A 21,844-nucleotide genomic window follows, 5' to 3' on the forward strand; every position below is an offset into this window, starting at 1 on the left:
GGTCGGGGGGCGCCCTCATCGTCGTACTGCCTGGTGTACTGCCCAGAGGGCTCAGCCCGCGAGGAGCTTCTTGACCGTGGCGGCGACGCGGCCGCCCTCGGCCAGGCCCGCGACCTTCGGGTTCACGATCTTCATGACCTGGCCCATGGCGCGCGGGCCCTCGGCGCCCGCGGCCCTGGCCTCCTCGACGGCCTGGGCCACGATCGCCCGCAGCTCGTCGTCGGAGAGCTGCTTCGGCAGGTACTCGGCGAGGATCTCGCCCTCCGCCTTCTCCTTCGCGGCCTGCTCGGCGCGGCCGCCGTCGGCGAAGGCCTCCGCGGCCTCCCGGCGCTTCTTCGCCTCACGGGCGATCACCTTCTGCACCTCGTCGTCGGAGAGCTCGCGCGCCTCCTTGCCCGCGACCTCCTCCTTCGTGATCGCGGTGAGGGTCAGCCGGAGCGTCGAGGAGCGCAGCTCGTCACGCCCCCGGATCGCGGCGGTGAGGTCTTCCTGCAGCTTCGACTTGAGCGTGGTCATGGGTTGATTGTGGCAGGTGCGGGCGGATTCCTGCCCGCCGATTTCCCGGGGGCGGGCGCCGGTTGACCGCGGGTGCCCTCCCGATTCCGGGCGTCCGGTGTCTGACACGATGGGGGAATGCGCGCGCGATACGCAGTACCCCTGGGCATCACGGCGACGGCCGCGGCCGGTCTCGCCTACTCGGTCGGCTTCGAGGCCCGGTCCTTCCGGCTCAGGCGGGTCACGGTGCCCGTACTGCCGCCGGGGATGCGGCCGTTGCGGGTCCTGCAGGTCTCCGACATCCACATGGTGTCCGGACAGCGCAAGAAGCAGCGGTGGCTGCGCTCGCTCGCGGGGCTGCGCCCCGACTTCGTGATCAACACGGGCGACAACCTGTCCGACCCCGAGAGCGTGCCCGAGACGCTCGACGCGCTCGGCCCGCTGATGCGGTTCCCCGGGGCGTACGTCTTCGGCTCGAACGACTACTACGGCCCGAAGCTGCGCAACCCCGCCCGCTATCTGCTCGAGAAAGTCCAGGGCAAGCACGGCCTGAACGGCAACGCACCCGCCGTCGGCGTCATCCACAACCCGTGGGAGGACCTGCGCGACGGCTTCGACGAGGCGGGCTGGGTCAACCTCACCAACACCCGCGGCTCGCTGAAGATCGACGGCTACGAGATCGGGCTCACCGGCCTGGACGACCCGCACATCAAACGCGACCGGTACGCGCGCGTGGCGGGCGGTCCGGACTCCGCGGCCGACTTCTCCATGGGCATCGTCCACGCGCCGTACCTGCGCTCGCTGGACGCGTTCACCGCGGACGGCTACCCGCTGATCCTCGCGGGACACACGCACGGCGGCCAGCTCTGCATCCCCTTCTACGGCGCCCTGGTCACCAACTGCGACCTGGACACGGACCGGGTGAAGGGCCTCTCCCTGCACAAGGCCGAGGGGCGTACGTCGTTCATGCACGTGTCGGCGGGCTGCGGGGCCAACCGCTATACGCCGATGCGGTTCGCGTGCCCTCCGGAGGCGACGCTGCTCACGCTGGCACCGACGGTCTGAAGCCCGGGCCGACGTCTCCCGGCGGGCGGCCGCCGGGAACCGTGCCTACCGTGGGGGCATGATCGCTCCGATTCCCTCGGGTGTCCCCGCGGAGGCGGTCCTGCCCCCGACGCGCCGCCCCTTCGCCGCCGCCTTCCGCGCACTGATCGCGCTCGCCGCGGTGACCGGGATCGTCATCGACCTGGTCATCGGCAGCCCGCTGCGCGTCCTCAGCTACTTCACGGTCCAGAGCAACATCGTGGTGGCGGTGGTGCTCGGCCTGTCCGCGTGGCGGGCCTGGCAGGGCCGCCGCCCGCTCCCCGCCTGGGCGACCGGCGGCACACTCCTCTTCATCGCGATCACGGGCCTCGTCTACCACTTCGTCCTAGCCAACGACTCCAGCGGCTTCGCCATGACGGACGACATCGCGGCCCACTCCGGCTGGCACTCCGTCTCCAACCAGCTCCTGCACACCGTGACGCCGATCGGCGTGGCCCTGGACTGGCTGCTGCTCGTACGCCCCGGCGGCCTGCGCCCCCGCCATGCCGGGCTCTGGCTCCTCTACCCGCTGGCCTACCTGGGCTTCGCCCTGGCCCGCGGCGCGATCATGTCGCCGGGCTCCACGGCCCGCTACCCGTACCCGTTCCTGGACGTCGACGTACACGGCTACGGCGGGGTCCTCGGCAACGCTGTCGTCTTCGGCCTGGCCTTCGCCGCCCTCGCCCTGCTCCTCGTCGGCCTCGACCGGATCCGCCCCGACGTGCGAGGCCGCGAAAACCGGATTTCGTCTCCGGCCTCCGGTCCGCTAAAGTAATCGATGTCGCCACGGCCTGCGCATCAGCGGGGCGGTGGAGCAACGACATCGGGGTGTAGCGCAGCTTGGCAGCGCGCTTCGTTCGGGACGAAGAGGTCGTGGGTTCAAATCCCGCCACCCCGACAACTGAAACACCAGGTCAAGAGCCTGATCCGGATTCCGGATCAGGCTCTTTCTGCGTTTCCGGTGATCGTTTGGGAGAAATCTGGGAGAAGATCTTGGTCGGCTTCTCCCAGCGCACGGCTGCCGGGCAGGTGAGGCACACAGCCCACTCATTCGCCGACACCTGCGCGTTCGCGAACTCACCTACAACGCAACGATCGTCGTTACTTACTTCGGCTCATCAGGGTGGGCGGGACTGTGTGTCGGCTCCGGCTCGTACCGGCCCGCCGCAACACTCGGGACATGAGTGAGGCGAAAGCACCCGAGTACAGCCGGGAGAGTTCCGGGCACCTGGTGCTGGTGGCGGTGGTGCTGACGGTCCCGGTGCTCAAGCTGGCCTGGACGCTCGGCGGCGGGAACGCCGCCCGGGACGCCCTGACCGCCATGGGACCGGGGAACTGGGCCGACGTCGTGATCGGCATGTTCCTCAACGAGCCCCTGCTCGCCACGGTCCTTACCGTCGTCGTCTCCCGCGCAACCTACGGCTACTTCGCGGCCAAGGGCGGCGCCCTGCGCCACCGGGACACACCCCTGCCGGTGACCGCTGCCACGGCCGCCATCGTCCCGGCCGCTCTGGGCGTGGTGGTCGGCGCCTTCAACGGCTGGGGCTGGGGCCTGCTCGCCGGTGCGCTCGGGTACCTGCTGCGGGTGGCGGTGATGATCGACTACACCACCGGCCGCCGTGTGCACGCGACGGGGCGGCGCAGCGGCCGCCGGGCCGAGACCCCTCTCCAGCACACCGCCGACGTCCTGTGGATCGCCGGGCTCCTGCTTGGCACCGTGGTCCTGCCCGTCGTGGCGTTCCTCGCCGCCCTTGACGGACGCGCCTGGACCAGCGTGGAGACCTGCGACGTGAACACCGGCCAGGGCGCCCACCGCGCCCGCCTGGTCGAACTGGAGCGGCAGGGCAACGGCGTCGTCGGCTGGGACATCGCCGACTCCGAGGTCGTCAACGGCGTCAACTGCGCCGCCGACGACAACGAGACCATCCGCCCCCGGTGGTGGTGAACTCGGCCCGCAGAGCGACCAGTTCGGCGTGGCGCTCGGCCTCGCAGCACCTTCTCCTCCAGGCTCGTCGGCATTCCATGCGGGGGACGACCGTGGCGCGGCTGACTCGGCTCCTCCGTCCGTGAGTCGAGACTGACCACCACGCCGTTCCTGACTTCGACGCCCGGCCCCCTCGTTCCCCACTCCTGTGAGTCGCCGTGTTCCCGCTGCTCGTCCTCGTATCGCTGCTGTTCGTGTGGACGCTGGTGTCGGAACGCCTCGTACGGTGGAGCATCACCGCGCCGATCGCGTTCGCGCTGGCCGGCATCGTTCTCACCCGCGGCGACAGCCCGGCCGTACCGATCGACCTGGAGGCGCACCCGCACCTCTTCCAGCGCAGCGTCGAACTCGTCCTGGCCGTCATGCTGTTCACGGACGCCACCGAGGCCAGGGACTACGAACGGCTTGGCAAGTCGGTGGGGGAAGGGCGGCTGCTCGGGCTCGCGCTACCCGCCTCGGTCGCGCTCACCACGCTCTTCGGCGCCGCGCTCTTTCCCGGCCGGAGCTGGTGGCTGCTCGGCGTGGCCGCGCTGGTGGTGATGCCGATGGATCTCGCACCCGTCTCGACCTTCCTGCGCGACGCGCGGGTGCCGCTACGGGTGCGGGCCGCGCTGAACATCGAAGGCGGCTTCAACGACGGCCTGGCCTCACCCCTGTTCGTGTTCTGCGTGTCGTATCTCCTCTCCTCCGACGGCGACACGTTCACCGGCCTGCTGCTGAACGTCCTCAAGGGGGCGGCGTTGGCGGTGCTGGTCGGTGCGGGACTCGGCCTGGGGGCCGCCTACTTGGTACGTCGTGCGCTCGATGCCGGATGGGCCCGGCCCGCCGGGCTGCGCCTGGCCACCCTGGCCGTTCCCTTCATGACGTACGCCCTGTCGCTCCTGGTCGGCGGCAACGGTTTCGTCGCCGCCTTCGTCGCCGGCTGGTGCTACGCCACCACCGCCCACGCCGTCGGCCACCACAACCTCGAACTCGCCCACGACGCCGTGGAGGTGATGGCCCTGGCCGTGTGGTTCCTCTTCGGCAAGCTGACCGCCGACGAGTTCACGGCCGACGGGCTCACCTGGCAGGTCATCGGCTACGCGCTGCTCGCGCTCACCGTCGCCCGTATGCTGCCGGTGTACGTGTCGCTCAGCGGGCTCGGCTTCAGCACGGCCGAGCGGTCCGCGGTCGGCTGGCTCGGCTCACGCGGCGTCACCTCGATCGTCTTCGCGTTCCTCGCCTACGCCCAACTGCCGTCCGGGGACGCGGTGTTCATTTTCAACGTGACCTGCGCGACGGTACTGCTGAGCATCATCCTGCACGGCGTGACCATGGAGCCGATCGCCCGCTGGTTCCAGCGCCACCCGCAACCTGACGCCCCGGGGTGAAGTGTCTTCAGGCCCTGCGGGCGGCCTTCTCCGCCGCCCGCACCTGAGCCGCGAACTCCTTGGCCGGCAGGCGCTCAAGGGCGCCGCCATGCCGCCGGGCCAGGTCGTCGGCGGGCTGCGGGGACTGTTCACGGACGTCGACCACGAGGGCTGCCGTCCCGTCCTCGACTCGGCTGCTGACATAGATCAGCGCACTCCCGCCTTCCGCCTCGCGGGCGTTCGCGAACGCCTCGGCGGCCGCCGACGCATTGGCCAGGCCCAGGAAGGATCCGGCGGGTCCGGCCAGCAGTCCCAGCACGCCACCGATGATGCCCGCGCCGACGGTGTACCCCGTGGTGTCCTCCACATGGGACTCCGGCACATCCACGATCCCGTCGGCCGACCGCTCCAGCACCGCGGCCGCCGACACCCCAGGAAGAAGCCTGAAGTCCTCGAACGCGGCACGGCAGTGATCCGGCTCGGCGAAGTGGACCAGCAGAACATTGTGCTCGTCGGCCATGACGACTCCTCGGCTCATGTGATACGCCCCATCAGTGGACCTGTCATCAGTACGCCCCGCCACCGGGCCCGCAAAGATTCAAACACGTTCCGCACGGAGAAAATCACAGACAGTCACTACGATCAGTTTCCATGGCCGCCCGAACCCCGCATCGCGCCCCGCTGGACCTGAGCGAAGAAGAATCGCGTCAAGCCACCCTCGCCCGCCTCGCCGCCCGCCGAGAGCGGCTGGGCGGCCGGTCGATGGCCGTCCGCGTCCTGGCCGCGGGCGCCGGAGCGGTGATGGGCCTTGGCGGACTGCTGTTGATGGTGCTGCTGCCTGAGCTGGGCATCCCGCTCCTGCTGGGCGGCCTGAGTCTGCTCGCCCTGGAATTCGACTGGGCCAGCCGCGCCGTGGTCCGGGTGGAGTGGTGGACCGTACTGCTGCGCCGCTGGCTGGCCCGCCAGTCACCCACCGTCAGGGCCCTCCTGGTCCTCGCCGTGATCGCCGTAGCCGTCCTCATCATCTGGCTGATCCTCTAGGTCCCGCAGGCCGCGCCTCCCTACGAGCCCACATGACGAGGACACCGATGGCGAACACCGCCGGCCCCGGCTCACGCCTCTCCCCACCCGGGTGGCTGGCCCGCACCCTCGACCCGCTGAAGCCGCGGCCCGCCCGCACCCCGTGGCCCGCCGTCGCCCGCGCGAGCGTCAGCATGGCATTGCCACTCGCCGCCGGGTTCGCCACCGGATATCCCGCGTACGGGGCGCTGGCCTCGATGGGCGGGCTTTCCAGTGTCATCAGCGGGGACTCCCCGACGAGCACGTACCGCATGCGCGTCTTCAACATCGGCGTGCCGCAGTTCTTCAGCTCCGTCGGCATCGCGCTTGGCACTGTGGTGTACGGGCACGGGTGGGCGGCGGTTGCCGTGGTCACCGCCGTCGCGCTGGTCTCCGGGATGATCTCCACGATCGGGGCCGTCTCCTCGGCCTCGGGCATGTTGCTGCTGATGAACACGGTCGTCGGTGCCGGGCTTCCGATGCCCGAGCCCTGGTGGGCCGGCGCCGTCCTGATGGGCGTCGGCGGGCTTCTCGTCCTCGTGCTCTCGCTGCTCGCCTGGCCGCTGCGGTCCGGGCTGCCCGAGCGGGCCGCCGTCGCCGGCACCTACCGCGCGGTCGCCGACCTCCTGGACGCGGCGGCGCTCGGACCGGACGCGTACGCCACCGCCCGACAGCACGTCACCCAGTCCCTCAACCAGTCGTACGACATCCTGCTCTCCCGCCGCACCCGCGACCACGGCCGCAACCAGGACCTGGTGCGCCTGGTCGGCCTGCTCAACGCCCTGATCCCCGTCATCGAGGCCGCGCCCGCCGTGCAGCAGTACGCCGAACGTTCCGCTCGTCCGCTGCCCGACACCGTGCCCGCCGCCGTGCGCACTCTCGCCGACGCCGTCGACCGAGGCTTCACCGGGCCGCTCGCCCTGCACCTGCCCGAGCCCGAAGATCCCGCCACGCGCGCGCTCGACGACGCCCTGCGCCACGCCGCCGAAACCCTCACAGACGACGACCCGGGCGATGTCGACGACCGGCTCGGCCGCCCCGCCGCCCTGCGCGAACGCGCCCGCCGCGCCGCCCGCACCGTGCTGTGCTCCGGCGCCTCCTGGCGTTACGGCCTGCGCCTGGCCCTGTGCATCGGCCTCGCCCAGACCCTGACCTCTCTCATCGAGGTGCCCCGCTCCTACTGGGTGGCACTGGCGGTCGTGTTCGTCATGAAGCCCGACTTCGGCTCGGTCTTCTCCCGGGCCGTACTCCGCGCTGTCGGCATCGCCGCGGGCCTGCTGCTCGCGGCCCTCGTGCTCTCCCAGGTACCGCGCGGCTGGTGGGACGTACTCGCCATGGCCCTACTCGCCCCGCTCATCCCCGCCCTCGCCCCGCGCGGCTACGGCTACCAGAACCTGGCCGTCACCCCGGTGATCCTGCTGATGTCCGACGTCATCAACCACCAGGGCACCCACCTGATCGCCCCACGCCTGTACGACACCCTCATCGGCTGCGGCATCGCCCTCGTCGCGGGCTATCTGCTGTGGCCGGAGAGCTGGCGCACCCGCATCGGCGACAAACTCGCCGCCACCGTGGACAACACCGCGCGCTACGTCGAGTGCGCCTTCCTCGACCCCGACGCGCCCGGCGTCCCCGACCGCGCCGCCCGCGCCCGCATGCGCAGGCAGCTCTACCTCGACCTGGCCACCGTACGCACCGAATTCCAGCGCGCCCTGACCGAACCACCACCGATGGGAACCCGCGCCGCCACCTGGTGGCCATTGGTCATCGCGGTCGAGCGCATCGTGGACGCGACCACCGCCGCCCGCATCCGGATGCGCCACGGAGCCCCCTGGCCGCCACCCGCCGGGGCCGAGGAACTCGCCCTGCAACTAGAGGAGTTGGCGGAGACGGTACGTGGGACAACCTCCCTCGCACCGGTACCGGACCCGCCCGTCGAAGACGACGCCGCAGACGGCGTACTCACACCCCTACGGCGCGAGGTGCACGCCGCACGAGCCATCGCCTCACCGGACACCACGGACCACCCGGCCGCCTGACCGGTTCGCTTCGCAACGTCCGGTCGAGGGCTTCCTGCACCGTGCGGGTGTGGGCCCAGGCCGCTTGTTCGGCGGCCTCGGGGGCACGGCGGGGATCGCGTCAGCGAGGTCGGCGCGGGGGCCGGACCGGTGACCGAGCGCACGCCCTCGTACACGAAGTCGGCGAACAGGCCGACCATGCCTGACCAGAGCGCGCACCGCCAAGGACCCATATTCCTCAACTGAGTTGGTCACCTGGCGGCCCCGACTGAACACTCCGGCGCACAGCGTGCGGTCCGGCACCCGCCTCCTCATGCCGGTCGCACGCCCTTCCCGGCCCCGCAGGCCGGTACTAACGGCGGAAGTTCCCAGCGCCCACCGGGAGTCGTGATGCTCCAGACCCGCGAAATGTTCGACAGCGTCGCCGCGCGCGCCGACCACCTCGACAACCACCTCGTCGCCACCACCGCCGACGCGCTCGCCGCCTGCGAAGTCGCCGTCACCGCCTGCGCGGCCGGCATGCTCGCCGAGAAGGAGGCGGACGAACTGCGCGACGCCATCAACCGTGACCTGGACTGTGCCGACGTCACCGCTGCCACCCGCCGTGTCCTCACCCGAGGCGCCGACGCAGAACACTCCTTGCTGACAGCCCAGTTGGAAGCCTGCGCCATCGCCTGCGAGCGCAGTAACGCGCAGTGCAGTCAGCACGGCGTGCACCACGAACACTGCCGTCTGTGCGCCCAGGCCACCAAACACGCGGCCGACGCGTGCCGTCGGGCCCTCACGGGGCTGCGGGCCTGACTCGTTCCCGGAGATCGTTCTCAGGCGGCTCAGTCCCCCAGCTCAATCCGCCCGTGAAGCTGCCTCCAGGCGGCGTACGAGTGGGGTCCGCAGGTGAGGTCGGATCCGGATGTCTCCGAGGAAGTCGGTGAGTCGTTCGGCCTCGGTCGCGATGGCTGCGCGGATTCGGCGGTCCGTTGTGGCGGTGAACAGGTGCGTGACGATGTGGCCGTCCTGGTGCTGGCCCCATCCGCCGATGATGCGGCCGTCGCACCACAGGGTCGGGCAGATGTTGCCGTTGCGGTCGAAGAGTTCCGGTACGTGGGCGGGGTCGAGGTACCAGTCGCGGTCGCGCCAGCCCATCGCGGTGGGGTCCAACGTGGGCAGCAGCGATACCGCCGCCCCGGTGTCGGCCCGGTCGGGCAGGTCGAGGACGGCGTCGTCGGGCAGGACGTAGCCGGTGGCGTGGCCGAGGTCGACCTCGATGGCGTCGGTGCCTGCCAGGGCGGTGCGGGTGTCGGTGAGGTTCCAGCCGGTCCACCACTTGATGTCGTCCAGGGTGACCGGGCCGAACGCCGCCAGGTAGCGCCTGGCGAGCGTCAACCTGGCCTGGTCGGCGGGCAGTTGGGGGTGGGGCTCGGCCAGGGTCCACCGGAACTTGGCCGAGACCCACGTGCCCTGCGGGCGCCCACGGCGGATGCGGCCTTCGGCCGCCAGCACGGTCAGCACCTTGTTGCTGATCCGGGGCCGGGTCTCGTACGGCTTGCCCGGGAAGAGCGTGATCCGCTCCTTGAGCTGCGGGACCGCGTCGGCGATCTGGGTGGCGTCGGCCTCACCGAGCTCGGACAGAGCGGTGATGACATCGGCTTCGACTCCGCTCAACCACGCCTTGTCGTACGGGAGTTGCTCGGCCAGTACCTTGATCAAGGCGGCGCGTTCCCGGGCTGCCACCGTACGGGCCGTGGACGCCTCCACCACCGGCGCCAGGTCCTTGGGCACCACGAACACGGTGCGGCGCATGCACAGCATCCGCACCAGGCTGTGGTCCTCGTACAGCGCCTGCTCCACCGTCTGCGGCGTCGCTCCGGTCATCCGCGCGGCCACGGACAGGAACACCGTGGCCGGTTCGGTGGCATGCAGCGCCACCAGGGCATCGGCCACCTGCTCCACCGATGTCGCGCGGGCGGACGGTGCGAGCAGGTGACGACGGACCAGCATGGCGCGGCGCTGCCGGTCACTGATCTTGGGACGTTTCGCGGCCATGGCGGATGGGCGCCGCGTCAGCGGCGAAGGCTGCGGAAGAAGGCGCGGATGTCGTCGACGAACAGGTCGGGAACCTCGAACGCGGGGAAGTGCCCGCCCTCAGTGTGCTCCCGGAAGAAGATTCCGCTGTCGGCGGCGGGGCCGAGGACCTTGCGGACCAGCGGGTCGCTGTAGAAGAGCGAGGAGGCCATGGGGACGTCGGAGGCGCCGCCCCAACCCGGGTTGTCGGCGTGGGCGAGTTCCCAGTAGAAGTCGCCCGCCGCGGGGCCGGTCCGGGTGAACCAGTACAGGCTCGCCGTGATCAGCACGTTCTCGCGGCTGATCGGCGTGGCGGGGTTGGCCCACTGCACGAACTTCTCGGCGATCCAGGCCAGTTGGAGGATCGGCGAGTCCGCCAGACCGACCGACAGGGCGTTGGGCGCGGTCGAGTGCAGGACCCGGTAGCCCTTCATCTGCGACCAGCTGCGCTGTGCCGCTTCGAGCCCGGCCTGTTCCTCCGCGCTCAGCCCCTCCGGCACCGGGAGGTCCTCGCCTGCCATGCCGAGCTGGAGCCGGTCGCCATGGGTGTGCGCGCCGATCACCCTCTCGGGCAACAGCATCGCCATCCGACCGGTCACGCCGGCGCCGAGGTCGCCGCCTTCGACGCCGAAGCGTTCGTAGCCGAGGCGGGTCATCAGTTCCCCGTACGCCAGGGCGGTGCGCTCCAGGTTCCAGCCGCGCGACGAGAGCGGGCTGGAGAAGGCGAAGCCCGGCAGTGAGGGGATGACGACGTGAAACGCGTCGGCCGGGTCCCCGCCGTGGGCGCGCGGGTCGGTCAGCGGCCCGCTCGCTTCCAGGAACTCCACGAACGAGGTCGGGTAGCTGTGGTTCAGCAACAGCGGCGTGGCGTCCGGCTCCGGTGAGCGGATGTGTAGGAAGTGGATGGTCTGGCCGTCGATCTCGGTCAGGAAGTGCGGGAAGGCGTTCAGCCTGGCCTCGTGGGCCCGCCAGTCGAACCCGTCCGCCCAGTAGTCGGCCAGTTCATGGAGGTAGTCCGACGGGATGCCATGATCCCACTCCGATTCGGTGCCAGGTACCGGGTACGGCGACCTCGTACGAGCCAGGCGGTCGTGCAGGTCATCGAGATCGGCCTGGGGGATCTGAATCCGGAACGGGCTGAGGTCAGCGCACATGATCATCAATATATGGCGACCACGAGTGAATCGCCATGAAAGGGATGGATCGGTCGCCTGCTCCAGCAACACCCCGCAAGGGAGGCGTATGGGGACCCGGCGGATTCCGGCCCTCCTGGAGGAGGGCCGGAATCGATACGTCAGCCGCCGGTACGCAGAAGTCGATCCAGCGCGGCTACTGGGGAACGCGGGTGGAGCGCCCGCCGGAGAGCGAGCGCCGCCTCCCACTGCTCGGTCAGACCAGCCATGAGGCGTCGGCGCATGCCTGGCGTGACGTGCGCGTAGCGCGCCGAGACCGAGCCGTCGATGTGGCCCATGCGCTCGTCCATGAGGACCTTCTCGGTGCCGAGGTCCTCCATCATCGTCCGGTGGGTGTGGCGCAGGCCGTGCGGTGTGAGGCCCTTGGCGATCGGGAGCCAGCAGGCTTCCGCCCGAGCAGCAGCGCCTCGGCCTCGGGCCGGGATGCCCGGCCACGGCTCGCCGAGGATCGGTACCGGGCGGGCCTCCTGGGGTGCCTTCTTCGGGTACCAGCCGGAAACCGCTGGCGTGAACAACCAAGTGGCGAAGCCGTTGCGGCGCCAGTGAGCGGCGTGCTCGGACGTGGTGCCTCCCCGTACGAACCCGAGCTCTGCGATGGCGAGTTCGACGCGCACTCGGGTGTCCTCGCGTACGCGGTCGGGGTGGTTGAGGACGTTGGAGACCGTGCCCGTGGAGACTCCGGCGCGGCGGGCGACGTCGACGAGCCTCGCGCCCTGGTGGCCGCCAGTGCGCGCCGCACCCTGGCCACGGAAGACGTACGTCCTGCCGTGGCAGGGGCAGGGTGTCGGCTTCGTGCGGGCGATGTGGTTGAAGACCAAGGCCGACAGCCAGTCCGTCGAGTCGATGTCGCGGTAGCTGTCGTCCTTGGGCGGGCAGCGCACCAGCTCGCCCGTGTCGAGTTCGTACAGCTGCCACTCGACGCGGAAGGCGTTGGGGCGTACGAACTCCGTTTCCAGGCCGACGATTTCGCCCCAGCGCTTACCGGTGTAGCCCTTGAGGACCGTGGCGACGAACTCGTCGTCGCGACCGGAGAGCAGGGAGGCCCGCTCGGCGGTCAGCAGGATGCCGAGCGCGTCGGTGACGACCTTCTCCGGGCCACGGTCGCGCGAGCGGCCGGCGCGCTTGCCCCGGCCTCGGCGCCTCGCTGCCGGGTTGGACGTGAGCAGGCCCTCTTCGATCGCGTCCTCGAAGATCAGGTGGAGCGTGGAGCGCCAGGTCTTGACGCTGGACGCCGCGTACGAGGCCCGCTCCTTCTTCTCCCAGGCGTCGACATCCGTACGCAGAATGCCTGCGAGCGCCTTGTCGTCGAAGTCGGGGAGCAGGTGCTCCTCGATGTGCCGCCTGTAGTTCTGCATCGTCGAGGCGGCCAGGTCCTGGGCGGCGTACCAGCGGCTCGCGTACTCGCCGAAGGTCTCTTGACCTAGGCCCGGGTCGCGCCACTGGCCGCGCCGAACGGTCACCTCTTCCGCGTCTGCGGCCTGCTTGGCCTCGCGCTTGGTGGCGAACTTGACCACGACGCCCGCGGAATCGGCGACGGTGCCGTACTTGCCGTCCTCAATCTTGTAGCGGCCTCGCCAGTAGCCACCGCGCTTTTCTGCGTACCCCACAGATTTCCCTCCCTTCTGTCGTGTGGGGTGCGTTAAGCAGCGGTTCCGAACTGGGACTTGGTCATCCGGCGTGGCGGGCGGGCCTTTAGACGGACCGTGGGGGCAGCCGTCTCGGGCTGCTGCCGAGGGCGGGGCTTTCGGGTCGGTGCCGGGACGACGCCAGGGCGCTGCGGAGTCTGGGCCGGGCGCTCTTCGTGCATGCGGATGATCTCGGCAAGGTGCTCGTCCGAGAAGCGGTAGGCGCGGCCGACGCGGGTGAACGGGATGAGCCGTCGGCGGGCGCGATCCTTGACCCACCAGGCCGAGCAGCCGAGTGCGGCGGCGACTTCCTCGGGGACGTAGAGGCGCGGCAGGGCGGCCTCGGCGTACGGGGTCGTTGTGGAGGCAGGGGATATCGCGGGTTGGCGCAAGGGGTGGTTCCTCTTCTGGCGGGCATGGGCGCGGCAACGCCGGTCCGCCGGTCGATCGCTAGGGATGGGAGTGAGCTGCCCGTGCTGGGGGTTTGCGGGCCCAGGACGGGAGTGGGAGCCGGGAGCTATGCCTCTTCGACGGGGTCGGCGCCGCCAGGCGGAGGCCCGTGCATCTTCAGCATGGTCTTGCTGGCCTCCTCCGCGATGGCGTTGGAAACCATGACGTCGGCTTCCTCGCGCACGTCGGGGTGCTCGGTGAGGTAGGCGTCGAGGGCGTCGCGCGCCTCGGTGAAGGCCATGTTGGCGCGCTGGGTCGCGCGGAACGCATCGAGGATCTCGTCGATGAGCTCCATGGCGCGGGCCTTGGCGGCCAACTGCGGAGGGCCGACGAGGTTGCGCAGGTCGAGACCGAAGACCTCGGCGAAGCCGATGGTCTCGTCGAGGTTGATGCGGCGCTTGCCGTTTTCGATCCGCCAGACCGCGGACGGGTTCATCTCGAAGCCGGCCTCGTTCATGCGATCGGACAGGGCGTTGGTGCTCCAGCCGCGCGCCTCGCGTTCCAGCTTGATGCGCACCGCGACGTTGCCCTCGCCGCTGAGCAGCACGCCCTGCGGCGGGTCCTCATCCGCCATGGCCACCTCCTTCCGTTCGTAGCAGCGCCCTGCCATTCGCAAGGACCCCATAACAGTAGCATGCGTACTGCGAGATGCAGAACACTTCTGCGATATGCAATTCATGTGGCATAGTGGTGGCACCCCACCCCACCGACCTCAGGAGCCCACACGCCCGCACGCGAAATGAAAGAAGCCCCCGGCGATGCCGGGGGCTCAAGCGCAAACCTCTCAACCGCCATCCCTAGCGATCAACCTGCGGAGACCGGGATTGCCGTCCCATATGGCCCGCAAGCAGAGGAGCTGATGCCCAGTATGACCGATCTCCAGCCGAGTACGCCACCCCTTCCCGACGACGCCGCCACGTCGTGGCCTCCCGTTGCCGTGCCCGGCCAACCGGCCGACTCCACCGCACCACCCGCGGACGACGACGCGTCCAAGGCTGTGCCCATATCCGAGGGCGCGAAGATCCTGGACCACCTGCGTACGCAGATCAAGCGATACGTGGCGATGCCCAGCGAGGAGGCCGTCACAGCGGTGGCTCTGTGGATCGCGGCGACGCATCTGCAGCGTGCGTGGCAGCACGCGCCGCGTCTGGCGATCGTCGCTCCGGAGAAGCGGTGCGGTAAGTCCAGGCTCCTGGACGTGGTGACCGAGACGGTGCACAACCGCCTGATCACCGTCAACGCCACCGCAGCGGCGATCTTCCGGTCGATCGACGGGGACGACCCGCCGACCCTGCTGGTCGACGAGGCCGACGCCATGTTCAGCACCACCAAGGCCGCGGAGAAGAACGAGGAGGTCCGCGGCCTGATCAACGCGGGCCACCAGCGTGGCCGGCCGACTCTGCGGGTGTCCGGGCCCGAGCACCAGGTGCAGGAGTTCCCGACCTTCGCCATGGCCGCGCTCGCCGGGATCGGCGACCTGCCCGACACGATCATGGACAGGGCGGTGGTCATCCGGATGCGCCGTCGCGCGGCGGGCGAGAAGGTGGCCTCCTTCCGCACCGGCCGGGACACTCCTGCCCTGAACGCGATCCGCGACCGCCTCCACGCCTGGCTCCAGCCGCTCTACGAGCAGGCCCTGGAGATGGAGCCGCCCATGCCGGTCGAGGACCGCGCGGCGGACACCTGGGAACCCCTGGTCATCATCGCCGACCTCGCCGGAAGCGACTGGCCGATGCTGGCCCGCACCGCCTGCCGCACCATGACCGACTACGAGGCCGGCCAGGACGAGGAAGGCGGCCTGCGCACTCGCCTCCTGGTCGGCATCCGCCGCGCCTTCGCCGCCGTCGGCGACCCAGCCGTACTGAGCACGAAGCACCTGCTGGAGTCGCTGAACGCGGACAGGGAAGCGCCGTGGGCGGAGTACGGCGCCAACGGCTTGACCCCGCGCGGCCTGCAGCTGCTCCTGAAGCCCTACGGCATCGGCTCGGCCAACCGTCGCTTCCCCGACGGCACCCAAGCCAAGGGCTTCGCGCGCAACCAATTCCTCGACACCTGGGCCCGCTACTGCCCCGAGCCGAAGGCGACGGACGCGCCCGCCGCGTCAGCCGACGGTCCGCTTCCCGGCACCGCGGCCTGACCCGACTCCACTCGCACCACTCGTCCCTGCGCAGGTCAGCGCGGGGACGAGTGAGGGAGCCGCAACGAGTCGAGTCGACATCACCACATCACTCGTACCTGCCCTGACCAGGCATGCGACGAGTGAGACGAGACATCACACCCCACGGCGGCCGCAGCTTGCTCTGCCCTGCGCCGAAGCCGCCGCCTCCAAGCCCACCTGGAGTACCCCGCTTGTTCACCCGCATCACCGCCCTCCTCCGCCGAACTGATTCGCGTCGCCCTACTACCGATCCGCGAGCTGCTCGCCGGGTACGCGCCCACACCACCCTGGTCCTCGGCCTGGTGGCCGTCGTCCTCATGGCGTTCCGGGTCTCGTGGAACGCGCTGTCCGACGTGGCTCGCGCCGTCGGCGCCGACTACACCGCCGCCCTGCTCTACCCAATCGTGGTCGACGGACTGATGGCCCTCGCCCTGGTCGCCACCCTCGTACTGCCCGGCGCCGACCGGAAGTTCGCACTGCGGGTCCTGGCGACCTACACGATCGCCAGCCTCTTGCTGAACTACGTCCACGGCCTCGTACCGGCCCTGCACACCGAGTCTGTCCGGTGGGGCCGACTGACCGACTGGGACCTGGCGAACTGGGCCCTCGTCCTGCTGGCGACCTCCCTCCCGGTCGGGTCGATCTACTTCGGCTCCGACCTCGTGGCGAAGGTCCTGCACCACACCCCCGAGCCGGCCACCTCGCCCGACGTGGCCCCGGACACCACTGAAGTGGCTAACGGCCCGCAACCCTCCGCCGAGCCACGGGATCACGAGCCCCGCGAGATCTCTCCCGAACGGCTCGCCCTCGCGCGCACCGCGCCGCTGGGCCGCAAGGGTCGCGCCTCACGCCGCCACATCGAAGCCACGTTCCGTACCAGGGAATTGACCATCGGCAGGACGGAGGCGGACAAGCTCAAGGACATCCTTCAGGCCGAACTCGACGAGGCCGCCTCTCAGCAGCCGAGGGAACTCGCCCAGGCCCCGGCCAGCGCCGCCTGACCCCTGCGTACGCGCCGTACAGCCCACCCCGTGTCCCCGTGCATGTCTGCACGGGGACACGGGGTCACACGCAGCGAAGCACTCGTCACCAGCGCCCCACGGAGAACCACCCATGCACGACCAGCACCACGAACTCCCCTCCTCCCAAACGGAGAAAACCACCAACCTCGACGGCACCACCAGCCTCAACAGCGCAGCAAGTTGTCGGGTAAGGAGTCCTTACCCGGCCCCCGCCCCGCAGGGGGCGGAGGCTTCCGGCGCCGGGGCGGCGCCAGCGTCGGACGGCCCAGGGGTGCCGACCGAGACAGGAGGAGCCGAGCCGTCGTCGAGTGTGCCGAAGCAGTCTGCGCCGCGTCGCCGTCTGCGTGACAAGCAGCTGCGCGAGCGCCGCGTCCACCCCCGCTACAGCGACGACGAGTTCACCCTCGTGAAGAACGCTGCCGCCCTGAGCCGTATGGCGCCGGGTGGCTATGTGGCCGAGTGCTCGCTCGCCGCCGCCCGCTCCGAGGACCCCACCGCAGCCGTCGCCGACTACCGCGCCATGATCAAGGCGCTCATGGCCGCCAACGGGCAACTCGGCATGATCGGCAGCAACCTCAACCAGCTCACCTGGCACCTCCACAAGGACGGCGCCTGGCCCCACCCCGACACCGTGCAACAGCTCCTGGACCGCCTCGAAGCGACCGTCGCCGAGCTGGACACCGCCATCGCTCAGGTCACTGAGGGGCGGTGAGCACTTGATACCCAAGATCATTCTCGGCTCAGGTCCGGAGGCCACGCGCCGCACGATCGGCTACCTCTTCGGCAAGGGCCGTGCCAACGAACACATCGACCCTCACCTCGTGGCGTCCTGGAACGGCTTCGCCCCCGATCCCGGCCGCAGCCCCCAGCGCGATCCCAAGGAAGTGATGGCCCAGCTCGTCGCCCAGCTCGACCAGCCCGTGAAGATGCTCGGCGACAAGGCACCCAAGGACACCGTGTGGCACTGCCCCGTCCGCGCCGCACCCGAGGACCCGATCCTCACCGACGCCCAGTGGGCCGACATCGCCCGACGCATCGTGGCCGCCGCCGGCATCGCACCCGACGGGGATCAGGAAGCCTGCCGCTGGGTAGCTGTCCGCCACGCCGACGATCACATCCACATCGCCGCCACCCTCGTACGCCAGGACGGCCGTCGCCCCGAGCGCGGCTACGACCAGCGCGCCGTCCAGCGCGAGGCCCGCAAGATCGAAATCGACTACGGGCTCAGGCGGTTGAAGCAGGGCGACGGAACCGCCGCCAAGACTCCCACCAGCAAGGAGCACTTCAAAGCCAAGCGCCTGGGCCAGGACGCCGCCACCCGCGATGTCCTACGCCTGCGGGTACGCCGAGCCGTCGCCGCCGCATCCGACGAGACCGAGTTCTTCGCCCTGCTGGAGGCCACCGGCGTTACGGTGCGCCTCAAACTCGGCCCCTCCGGCGACGCGCTCGGCTGCAACTTCGCCCTGCCCGACGACACCAACGACAAGGGCGAGCCGGTGTTCTACGCCGGCTCCACCCTCGCCCCCGACCTGTCCCTGCCCAAGATCCGCAAGAGCCTCGCCACCACAAGCCCTGAGCCGGTCGCTGTCCGTCCAGGTGACCCGTGGCACCAGGCGACAGCCGCCGCGGAACGTATCCCCCACCACCTCTTCCTGGGCGATGAGAAGGCCGCTCAAGGCCAACTGGTCGCGCTCGGCGCGATGCTGGATCTGCTGCCGATCACCGGGCCGGCCACGGTGAGGGCTGAGCTTGAGCAAGCCGCCGTCGCCTTCGAACGCGCCACCCGCTCCCGCATCGCGGCCGACCTGGACAGCACCCGTGCCCTGCGTCGCAGCGTCCAGGCGATCTGGCGCGAGAGGCCCACCGACGGCGACGGGTCCGGGTTCGCGATGCTCCTGGACACCGTGCTCACGGCGGTGGCGTTCGCGATGCACTGGCACCGCACGCACCAGCACACCCAGCAAGAAGCAGCGGCCGAGCAGGCGCTCGTCCACCTGCAGATCGCGTACGCACAGGTCTCCGAGCCGGTCCTGGCGGGCCTCGCGCAACGCACACCCGGCCTCCAGATGAAACAGCGCTTCGCCCGCCACCTCCAGCAGGCGGTCCCCGATCACGCCGAGCGCATCCTCAACGACCCCGCCTGGGAAGCCCTCGCCACCGTGCTCGCCGAGGCAGAGGCCGCCGGGCACAACGCGACCACCGTCCTCGACCAGGCACTCGGCCAACGCCCCCTGGACGACGCCCACAGCCCCGCCCGTGCGCTGACCTGGCGCGTCCGCCGTCTCGGCGAGCGTCATGCCCCCAGTCCCCGGGCCCAGGCAGCCAAGGCTCGGAGCGCTGCACAAGGTCACGGCGCTTCAGTCCTCCCGACGGCCGTCGCCCCGCTTCAACCGCGGTCACCGTCGCACCGGCGCTGACCAGCGAGCGAGCGGAACATAGCCGACGATCCCCGGTTACCGAAACCGGGGATCGTCCGGAGCATTTGTGCCTCAACCCCCGGCCCCGGAAGGAACCCCTGTATGGCTCAGACCGAAGTTCGACCCCGCATCGTCGCCCTCCTATGCGATGCGGACTTCACCTACCGCACAGACACCCACACGTGGTCTCACACTGACGGACGGCCGTTCACGTACGCGGAACAGGTCATCGCCTTGCAGGCCACTCGCGCCGAACTCGAAGAGGCCAAGGCACAGATAGAGCGCTATCAGGAGTACCGACGCACGAAGCGGGACGCTGCCGATGTATCGGTGCGCTTTCTGGACCTGTTCTTGGAACGGCTCGGGGAGAACACCCTCGGCAACGCCGCCAAGATCATGAGCGAGGAAGACCGGGCCGAAGTCGATCGAATCCTCCGACTCGTCCGTGAACCAGTTCGTCCGTTCGCCCCGTACACCTTCTGATCAGGCCGACGCGGACAGCTTGGGAGTGAGCAGCTCCAGCGCTTCCTCCCAGCGGTAGCGGTCGGCACCGCCGCCGGCCTTCGGCTTGTGGGGCTCGTACGAGCCGATCAGGACGCCCATCTCGCGCAGCACATCGAGGCTGCGTGCGTACGCGGGGTGGGCGGCCTGGGCCCGGTTCAGGTACGGGAACGCGGCGATCGGGATGCCCATCCCGTATGCCTCGCACAGGATGCCCAGCGCCAAGGTGTCGGAGATCCCGGACGCCCACTTGTTGATCGTGTTGAAGGTCGCCGGCGCCACCGCGATGGCGTCGGCCGGCGGCAGCGGGCGAGGGTCGCCGGGCTGCCGCCAGGCCGAGCGGATCGGGTAGCCGGTCTGGGTCTCGATCGCCTCGGCGTCTATGAAGCCGAGGCCCTGAGGAGTGGCGACGACGCCCACATCCCAGTTCGCCTCCTGAGCCGCGGTGATCAGCTTGCCGACGTCGCCGGCGATGCCGCAGGCGCACACGACGACGTACAGGAACGGCTTCCTCTGGGTCGGCTCGGTCTGCTGGTCTGGCTGATCACTCACGCGGGGACTCCCAGTTGGCGACTGAAGCGGTGCAGTTCAGGCAGCGTACGGCGGCGGTCGCGGACGGCCATGTCGGCCACCAGCTCGCGGACGGCCGGGCGGCGGATGTCCTGGGCCGCGCAGCTCTCGGCGATACGTAGGGCCTGGTAGCCGTCCGCCAGGCGGCCCTGCTGGCTGTATGCGCGGCCGGCCTCGATCCACAGGGCGGCACGGCGCTCCGGGACGGGGATGTGTCGGCGCATGAGAGGTCGGGCGGTGTCCAGGGCGACGCCCGCGTCGCCGAAGACGACGGCCGCGCTGAGTCCGTGCAGGGCGACGTTGGTCGGGCTGAAGTTGGCCCAGGCGTCGGGGCTGTCGAGCGCGACGTAACGGGCGACTTCCTTCGCCTCGGTGAGGAAGTCCTGGGTCGCGGAGCGGTCACCGCCGCTGCTGGCGGCGGTGACCCCGCGCAGGAGCAGCAGTCCGAGCGCCGCGAGGTACCTCGGGGACCGCTGATCGTACGAACCCGTGAGCTGGTCGGCAGTGTGCCGGACAAGGGTGACAGCCTGGGCGGTGTGACTGTCGCGGGCCAGGGCGTGGGCGTGCACGCGGACACTGGAGGCGAGGACGACGGGGTCGCCGGAGCGTTCGGCCTCGGCCATGGCGCGTCCGACCGCGAGCCAGGCGTTGCCCTGGTCACTCTGCTTGAGCAGCAGGCTCGCCGAGGTCTGGTACGTCGTGGCGAGGAGACCGGACAGGTCGCTCGAGCCGGGGCTTTCGCTGATGGCCTGCCGTAGCTGCCCGATCAGGACGGGCAGCGTGCCCTCTAGCTCGGTGTACTCGCACGTGCAGAAGAGGCGTCGTACGCCTGTGACTTTGTCTCGCAGGCTTTGGAGATCCGGCACCGGCTCGGCAGTCACGCGGGCCGCTCCGGGCAGTAGCGACTGGACCAGGTCCTGGTGGGCGGTGGTGGGGATGGTCGGGGCCGCGAGCGCGGCGATGCCGGCGGCGAGAACGGTACGGCGGCGCATGTCCTCTGTCTCGGATGTCTCTGGTTCGGAGGGGCTGATGTCCGAAGCGGCGGCGAGGCCGAGGCGGTGCGGCGGGATCGCCAGCACCTGCGCGACCTCACGCAGCATGCGGACGTCCTCCGTGCCCCGGCCGCCTTCCAGGCGGCTCACCTTGGACTGGTGATAGCCCAGGGCGGACGCGACGTCCTTCTGCGAGCGCCGCTGTAATACGCGTGCCTGACGGATCACTTCACCGATCCGTCTCGCTTCGCTTTGTGCTTCGGCCATCTGTGCCACGGCTCCTCCTGCCGTCGCCGATCCTGCCTGCTCAACCGAGCGTAATGGACTGGCAGTTCACCGTGATGCAGCTCCTGCATAGACGATGCAGCACCGGCACACGTCCTGGTTCGCGGGGCCCGTGTGGCGGTTGCTTGGAGTGGCCGAACCGATCCAGGAGGCCGCTCATGGAGGCGCACCACATCCGGATTTCCGTCTCCGGCACACCTGCCGGTGCCGCGAACGCGCGCCGGCAGATCGCCGAGGAGATACGGAATTGGGGCGCCCTTCTGGGGTCTGAACTCCTGGATGCAGCAGAGCTGGTGGCCTCGGAGCTGATCACGAACGCGGTTCGGCACGCACACGACGGTCCCATCACGGCCGGCGCCGACCTGCACGACAGAGCACTGCGGATCGCTGTGATCGACACCAGCTCCGAGATCCCCGAGATCGGCCTGCCCAATGCGGACGAGGAAGACGGTCGCGGTCTCTTCCTCGTCGCCGCACTCGCAGATCGCCACGGCTTCGACTCGCTGCCTTCCGGCAAGCGCTGCTGGGCCGAGTTCGAGTGCAGCGTCCCGCCTCCAGTCCTCGCAACACACCTTCCCCAGC

General features: G+C 70.1%; 21 protein-coding genes, 1 tRNA gene and 1 pseudogene. 14 read left to right on the forward strand and 9 right to left on the reverse strand.

Features of this window, described 5'->3' with window-relative positions; translation table 11 throughout:
* Positions 1-51: 51 nt before the first annotated feature.
* Positions 52-516 carry a GatB/YqeY domain-containing protein gene (locus tag ACFWZ2_RS09335; protein ID WP_384543997.1) on the reverse strand — a complete coding sequence of 155 codons (465 nt, stop codon included), beginning with the start codon at positions 514-516 and terminating at the stop codon, positions 52-54.
* 117 nt (positions 517-633) lie between these two features.
* On the opposite strand from ACFWZ2_RS09335, the gene ACFWZ2_RS09340 reads away from it, so the two are divergent.
* From ACFWZ2_RS09340 to ACFWZ2_RS09360, 5 genes are all read left to right on the forward strand, one after another.
* Positions 634-1,560 (forward strand): metallophosphoesterase, encoded by a 927-nt coding sequence (locus ACFWZ2_RS09340; RefSeq protein WP_384543999.1) that lies wholly within the window; start codon positions 634-636, stop codon positions 1,558-1,560.
* A gap of 58 nt (positions 1,561-1,618) precedes the next feature.
* Positions 1,619-2,353 (forward strand): Pr6Pr family membrane protein, encoded by a 735-nt coding sequence (locus ACFWZ2_RS09345; protein WP_384544001.1) that lies wholly within the window; start codon positions 1,619-1,621, stop codon positions 2,351-2,353.
* A gap of 49 nt (positions 2,354-2,402) precedes the next feature.
* Positions 2,403-2,476: transfer RNA gene (locus ACFWZ2_RS09350), tRNA-Pro, on the forward strand.
* A gap of 282 nt (positions 2,477-2,758) precedes the next feature.
* Positions 2,759-3,523, forward strand: coding sequence for a hypothetical protein (locus ACFWZ2_RS09355; protein WP_384544003.1), 765 nt, complete (start codon positions 2,759-2,761; stop codon positions 3,521-3,523).
* Positions 3,524-3,720: 197 nt separating this feature from the next.
* Entirely contained in the window at positions 3,721-4,932 is a 1,212-nt protein-coding gene (locus tag ACFWZ2_RS09360) for a cation:proton antiporter (protein WP_384544005.1), read from the forward strand.
* A gap of 7 nt (positions 4,933-4,939) precedes the next feature.
* Here the strand turns inward: ACFWZ2_RS09360 and ACFWZ2_RS09365 are convergent, their stop codons facing one another.
* Entirely contained in the window at positions 4,940-5,431 is a 492-nt protein-coding gene (locus ACFWZ2_RS09365) for a hypothetical protein (protein WP_384544007.1), read from the reverse strand.
* A 131-nt stretch (positions 5,432-5,562) separates the two neighbouring features.
* On the opposite strand from ACFWZ2_RS09365, the gene ACFWZ2_RS09370 reads away from it, so the two are divergent.
* The 3 genes from ACFWZ2_RS09370 to ACFWZ2_RS09380 all read left to right on the forward strand — a co-directional run bounded on the left by ACFWZ2_RS09370 (position 5,563) and on the right by ACFWZ2_RS09380 (position 8,789).
* Positions 5,563-5,952, forward strand: a complete 390-nt coding sequence (locus tag ACFWZ2_RS09370) for a hypothetical protein (protein ID WP_384544009.1) — start codon at positions 5,563-5,565, stop codon at positions 5,950-5,952.
* Positions 5,953-5,999: 47 nt separating this feature from the next.
* Complete coding sequence (locus ACFWZ2_RS09375; RefSeq protein WP_384544011.1) at positions 6,000-8,009, forward strand: FUSC family protein; 2,010 nt, start codon at positions 6,000-6,002, stop codon at positions 8,007-8,009.
* Positions 8,010-8,378: 369 nt separating this feature from the next.
* On the forward strand, positions 8,379-8,789 hold the full coding sequence (locus tag ACFWZ2_RS09380; RefSeq protein WP_384544013.1) for a hypothetical protein: 411 nt from the start codon (positions 8,379-8,381) through the stop codon (positions 8,787-8,789).
* Positions 8,790-8,831: 42 nt separating this feature from the next.
* Here the strand turns inward: ACFWZ2_RS09380 and ACFWZ2_RS09385 are convergent, their stop codons facing one another.
* The 5 genes from ACFWZ2_RS09385 to ACFWZ2_RS09405 all read right to left on the reverse strand — a co-directional run bounded on the left by ACFWZ2_RS09385 (position 8,832) and on the right by ACFWZ2_RS09405 (position 13,891).
* On the reverse strand, positions 8,832-10,031 hold the full coding sequence (locus ACFWZ2_RS09385) for a winged helix DNA-binding domain-containing protein (protein WP_384544015.1): 1,200 nt from the start codon (positions 10,029-10,031) through the stop codon (positions 8,832-8,834).
* A gap of 17 nt (positions 10,032-10,048) precedes the next feature.
* Positions 10,049-11,209 (reverse strand): epoxide hydrolase family protein, encoded by a 1,161-nt coding sequence (locus ACFWZ2_RS09390; RefSeq protein WP_384544017.1) that lies wholly within the window; start codon positions 11,207-11,209, stop codon positions 10,049-10,051.
* Between the two features lie 134 nt (positions 11,210-11,343).
* Positions 11,344-12,849 carry a LacI family DNA-binding transcriptional regulator gene (locus tag ACFWZ2_RS09395; protein WP_384544019.1) on the reverse strand — a complete coding sequence of 502 codons (1,506 nt, stop codon included), beginning with the start codon at positions 12,847-12,849 and terminating at the stop codon, positions 11,344-11,346.
* A gap of 32 nt (positions 12,850-12,881) precedes the next feature.
* Entirely contained in the window at positions 12,882-13,259 is a 378-nt protein-coding gene (locus ACFWZ2_RS09400) for a helix-turn-helix domain-containing protein (protein ID WP_384544021.1), read from the reverse strand.
* A gap of 125 nt (positions 13,260-13,384) precedes the next feature.
* Positions 13,385-13,891, reverse strand: coding sequence for a helix-turn-helix domain-containing protein (locus ACFWZ2_RS09405; protein WP_384544023.1), 507 nt, complete (start codon positions 13,889-13,891; stop codon positions 13,385-13,387).
* Positions 13,892-14,185: 294 nt separating this feature from the next.
* On the opposite strand from ACFWZ2_RS09405, the gene ACFWZ2_RS09410 reads away from it, so the two are divergent.
* The 5 genes from ACFWZ2_RS09410 (at position 14,186) to ACFWZ2_RS09430 (ending at position 19,397) form a co-directional block, all read left to right on the forward strand.
* Positions 14,186-15,454: a DUF3631 domain-containing protein gene (locus tag ACFWZ2_RS09410; protein ID WP_384544025.1), complete on the forward strand. Its 1,269-nt coding sequence runs from the start codon at positions 14,186-14,188 to the stop codon at positions 15,452-15,454.
* A 338-nt stretch (positions 15,455-15,792) separates the two neighbouring features.
* Entirely contained in the window at positions 15,793-16,476 is a 684-nt protein-coding gene (locus ACFWZ2_RS09415; protein WP_384544187.1) for a DUF2637 domain-containing protein, read from the forward strand.
* A gap of 331 nt (positions 16,477-16,807) precedes the next feature.
* Positions 16,808-17,209, forward strand: coding sequence for a plasmid mobilization protein (locus ACFWZ2_RS09420; protein WP_384544027.1), 402 nt, complete (start codon positions 16,808-16,810; stop codon positions 17,207-17,209).
* A 4-nt stretch (positions 17,210-17,213) separates the two neighbouring features.
* Entirely contained in the window at positions 17,214-18,914 is a 1,701-nt protein-coding gene (locus ACFWZ2_RS09425) for a mobilization protein (protein ID WP_384544029.1), read from the forward strand.
* Positions 18,915-19,016: 102 nt separating this feature from the next.
* Positions 19,017-19,397, forward strand: coding sequence for a hypothetical protein (locus ACFWZ2_RS09430; RefSeq protein WP_384544031.1), 381 nt, complete (start codon positions 19,017-19,019; stop codon positions 19,395-19,397).
* Here the strand turns inward: ACFWZ2_RS09430 and ACFWZ2_RS09435 are convergent, their stop codons facing one another.
* Both ACFWZ2_RS09435 and ACFWZ2_RS09440 read right to left on the reverse strand, forming a co-directional pair.
* Entirely contained in the window at positions 19,398-19,967 is a 570-nt protein-coding gene (locus ACFWZ2_RS09435) for a flavoprotein (protein WP_384544033.1), read from the reverse strand.
* Entirely contained in the window at positions 19,964-21,244 is a 1,281-nt protein-coding gene (locus tag ACFWZ2_RS09440) for a helix-turn-helix domain-containing protein (protein WP_384544035.1), read from the reverse strand. The genes ACFWZ2_RS09435 and ACFWZ2_RS09440 overlap by 4 nt, the downstream gene beginning before the upstream one ends.
* Positions 21,245-21,420: 176 nt before the next feature.
* On the opposite strand from ACFWZ2_RS09440, the pseudogene ACFWZ2_RS09445 reads away from it, so the two are divergent.
* Positions 21,421-21,765: pseudogene (locus ACFWZ2_RS09445) on the forward strand (ATP-binding protein); the annotation flags it as partial.
* Positions 21,766-21,844: the final 79 nt, after the last annotated feature.

Source organism: Streptomyces sp. NPDC059002 (genome assembly GCF_042740435.1).
GTDB lineage: Bacteria > Actinomycetota > Actinomycetes > Streptomycetales > Streptomycetaceae > Streptomyces.

Excerpts from the sequence above, each read along its gene's own strand:
- ACFWZ2_RS09415 (WP_384544187.1), top strand. The coding sequence starts at position 15,793 with ATGGCGTTCCGGGTCTCGTGGAACGCGCTGTCCGACGTGGCTCGCGCC.
- ACFWZ2_RS09440 (WP_384544035.1), bottom strand. The coding sequence starts at position 21,244 with ATGGCCGAAGCACAAAGCGAAGCGAGACGGATCGGTGAAGTGATCCGT.
- ACFWZ2_RS09385 (WP_384544015.1), bottom strand. The coding sequence starts at position 10,031 with ATGGCCGCGAAACGTCCCAAGATCAGTGACCGGCAGCGCCGCGCCATG.
- ACFWZ2_RS09375 (WP_384544011.1), top strand. The coding sequence starts at position 6,000 with ATGGCGAACACCGCCGGCCCCGGCTCACGCCTCTCCCCACCCGGGTGG.
- ACFWZ2_RS09390 (WP_384544017.1), bottom strand. The coding sequence starts at position 11,209 with ATGATCATGTGCGCTGACCTCAGCCCGTTCCGGATTCAGATCCCCCAG.
- ACFWZ2_RS09370 (WP_384544009.1), top strand. The coding sequence starts at position 5,563 with ATGGCCGCCCGAACCCCGCATCGCGCCCCGCTGGACCTGAGCGAAGAA.
- ACFWZ2_RS09365 (WP_384544007.1), bottom strand. The coding sequence starts at position 5,431 with ATGGCCGACGAGCACAATGTTCTGCTGGTCCACTTCGCCGAGCCGGAT.
- ACFWZ2_RS09355 (WP_384544003.1), top strand. The coding sequence starts at position 2,759 with ATGAGTGAGGCGAAAGCACCCGAGTACAGCCGGGAGAGTTCCGGGCAC.
- ACFWZ2_RS09345 (WP_384544001.1), top strand. The coding sequence starts at position 1,619 with ATGATCGCTCCGATTCCCTCGGGTGTCCCCGCGGAGGCGGTCCTGCCC.
- ACFWZ2_RS09410 (WP_384544025.1), top strand. The coding sequence starts at position 14,186 with ATGACCGATCTCCAGCCGAGTACGCCACCCCTTCCCGACGACGCCGCC.
- ACFWZ2_RS09335 (WP_384543997.1), bottom strand. The coding sequence starts at position 516 with ATGACCACGCTCAAGTCGAAGCTGCAGGAAGACCTCACCGCCGCGATC.
- ACFWZ2_RS09430 (WP_384544031.1), top strand. The coding sequence starts at position 19,017 with ATGGCTCAGACCGAAGTTCGACCCCGCATCGTCGCCCTCCTATGCGAT.
- ACFWZ2_RS09380 (WP_384544013.1), top strand. The coding sequence starts at position 8,379 with ATGCTCCAGACCCGCGAAATGTTCGACAGCGTCGCCGCGCGCGCCGAC.
- ACFWZ2_RS09340 (WP_384543999.1), top strand. The coding sequence starts at position 634 with ATGCGCGCGCGATACGCAGTACCCCTGGGCATCACGGCGACGGCCGCG.
- ACFWZ2_RS09405 (WP_384544023.1), bottom strand. The coding sequence starts at position 13,891 with ATGGCGGATGAGGACCCGCCGCAGGGCGTGCTGCTCAGCGGCGAGGGC.